Origin of the sequence: Anoxybacillus sp. (assembly GCF_036834105.1) — a bacterium.
Taxonomy (GTDB): Bacteria; Bacillota; Bacilli; order Bacillales; family Anoxybacillaceae; genus Anoxybacillus.
Map to the genome: position 1 here is coordinate 30,107 of NZ_DAITON010000012.1, position 2,788 is coordinate 32,894.

Annotated in this window: 3 protein-coding genes; all 3 read right to left on the bottom strand. The window is 44.4% G+C overall.

Going from position 1 to position 2,788, the window contains the following annotated elements:
• On the bottom strand, positions 1-638 hold a 638-nt coding region (locus V7Z64_RS02650), incomplete at its 3' end, for a LysM peptidoglycan-binding domain-containing protein (RefSeq protein ID WP_334109299.1).
• A 138-nt stretch (positions 639-776) separates the two neighbouring features.
• Positions 777-1,880, bottom strand: a complete 1,104-nt coding sequence (nadA, locus tag V7Z64_RS02655; RefSeq protein ID WP_297991770.1) for a quinolinate synthase NadA — start codon at positions 1,878-1,880, stop codon at positions 777-779.
• An 11-nt stretch (positions 1,881-1,891) separates the two neighbouring features.
• On the bottom strand, positions 1,892-2,722 hold the full coding sequence (gene nadC, locus V7Z64_RS02660) for a carboxylating nicotinate-nucleotide diphosphorylase (protein WP_297991767.1): 831 nt from the start codon (positions 2,720-2,722) through the stop codon (positions 1,892-1,894).
• Positions 2,723-2,788 lie beyond the last annotated feature (66 nt).

Here is a 2,788-nt window from a genome sequence, read left to right on the forward strand (position 1 = left end):
CCACAATCATCGTTATTCATCACTGTCCCTTGCGGATATGGCCACGGCATCATAGGATACATTGGCGGAAACCATGGATAAAATCCATATCCCGGCATGATTGGAGAAATAGGGATGCACGGCATTGGTAACGGCATCGGAACAGGTTGTGGTTGCATTGGCTGCTGCGGTTGCTCTTCCATCATTGGCGCTTGTGTTGTTGGAATTGGTGGGATGTCTGGAAACGGCGGCATTGGCACGTCATCGTCATGTTCCATCATATTCGGCATAATATTTGGCGGCTTCGGCGGCAGAAGCGGCATTTCTTGTTTTGGCTCCTCTTTCTTTTCCGGCTCTTTTACGATAGGAACTTCTTTTGCAATTGGTTCAACATTGACCGGTTGTTGTAATTGTTGTTCTTTTTTGTTTACATGAATATCTACGTCGACGGAAACTTGTTGTTGCTGAACATGTTGTGTTTCCTTCTTCGCTGGTTTAACTGGTGTCGCTGGTGTCGGTACTTTAATTTTCATGCCTGGCATAATGTAATCTGGATCGCTCAAATGAGCATTCATTTTTTTCAATTGTTCGAAATCCACCCCATATTTTTGTGCAATTTTCCAAAGTGTATCTCCCTTTTGAACGATATGAATTTTCACGTATTTCCCCCTCCTATGTTCAGACGTGACACGTATGTCATGTTCAGCTTGTCGCTACTAGGCTTCAACATAACTTATGAACAGAAAGCTTTTTTTATGATAAAAATAAAAAAGACCGGCAAAAAAATGCCGATCCATTTATGCACGTGCTAACATCCGTTCAAGCGCCAACATGGCCCCGTCTGCTACATCTTTTGGCACGGTAATGCGATTGACGACTTTTCCTTCAAGCAATGATTCAAGCGCCCAAAGTAAATGCGGTAAATCAATGCGATTCATCGTTAAACATGGACACATATACGGATTTAATGACACAATTTCTTTATCTGGATGTCGCTGGATGATGCGATTGACTAAGTTCATTTCTGTTCCGATGGCCCATTTGCTCCCTGACGGCGCGTTTGCAATCGTTTCAATGATATATTTTGTTGAACCTGCATCATCTGCCTGTTGCACAACTTCCCAACTGCATTCAGGATGGACGATAATTTTCATATCTGGCTTCGTTTTTCGAATATGTTCGATATGCTTCACCGTGAAGTTTTCATGAACGGAGCAATGCCCTTTCCACAAAATCACTTTGATTTGCTGAATATCCCCATCGTATTCAAGCGTGTTTGTTGCTGGATCCCATACAGCCATTTGTTCAAGCGGAACGCCGAGGTCGTAAGCTGTATTCCTTCCTAAATGTTGATCAGGTAAAAAGAAAATACGTTCTTTTTGCGTAAACGCCCATGCGACCATTTTTTTTGCGTTTGATGATGTGACTGTTGCGCCGCCGTGTAAGCCGACGAACGCTTTAATGGCAGCGGTAGAGTTGACGTACGTCAACGGTAAAATCGTGTCGCCAAACCATTGCTGCAATAGTGGCCAAGCTCGTTCGACTTGTTCAATTTCTGCCATATCGGCCATTGAACAGCCCGCACGCATATCCGGTAAAATAACGATTTGTTCATCGCTCGTTAAAATATCGGCTGTTTCCGCCATAAAATGCACACCACAAAATACGATATATTCAGCATCTTTATTTTTCGCTGCAACTTGCGCCAACTGCAATGAATCACCGGTCGCATCGGCAAATTGAATGACTTCATCTTTTTGATAATGATGTCCTGGAATAAATAATCGTGTACCGAGCTGTTGCTTTACGTAAGCTACTCGCTTTTCCATCTCTTCGACCGACAACTGTTTATACTCTTCTGGCATCGCATCATGTTGTTGCATCAATTGTAATACGTTCATCGTCATTCCTCCTACTGCACGTTTAAACTAATATCTAGCGCTTTCGCCGAATGCGTCAACATCCCTAGCGAAATGTAGTCAACTCCTGTATCCCGATACTCTGCAATATTTTCAAGTGTAATGCCACCTGACGCTTCCGTGATGATAGATGATGGAACGAGTTGCACAAACTCGCGAATTTCATCAGGCGTGCGGTTATCGAACATAATGACGTCCGCTCCTGCCTCGACCGCTTCGATGACTTGTTGTTTCGTTTCAGTCTCGACTTCGATTTTTACCATATGACCGAGTTTTGAACGGACGCGCTCAACCGCTTTTGCAATAGAACCGCAAAACGCGATGTGGTTGTCTTTAATCATTACCCCATCATATAAACCGAAACGATGGTTGTATCCCCCACCGCACGTGACCGCATACTTCTCTAACATGCGCAGCCCTGGAGTCGTTTTCCGTGTATCACAAATGCGTGTATGATCGCTATTTAATGCGCGCACAGCCTCATTTGTCAATGTCGCAATGCCGCTCATTCGCTGAAGTACATTTAAAATGACGCGCTCCCCGGATAAAATAGGAACGATCGGACCAGAAACGACCGCAATCGTCTCCCCTTTTTTCACGCGCTCTCCATCTTGCTTATACAATTCACATGTAACGGCTCCGTGTAACAACTTATATCCGATTTCGATGACACATACGCCCGCGATAATTCCATCCTCTTTTGCGACAAACATAGCGCTTCCTGTATCCGTAGCTGAAAAGATCGTCTCGCTCGTGATATCGCGATCCCCGATATCCTCTAAGAAAAACTGCTTTAGTAGTTCGGCTACCTTGACGTCATTCAACGCAATTCCTCCTTCATGAGATGCTCCGTTTTCGTGCGCACGATGCGCCGTTTTTCCCAATACTGT

Excerpts from the sequence above, each read along its gene's own strand:
- nadA (WP_297991770.1), bottom strand. The coding sequence starts at position 1,880 with ATGAACGTATTACAATTGATGCAACAACATGATGCGATGCCAGAAGAG.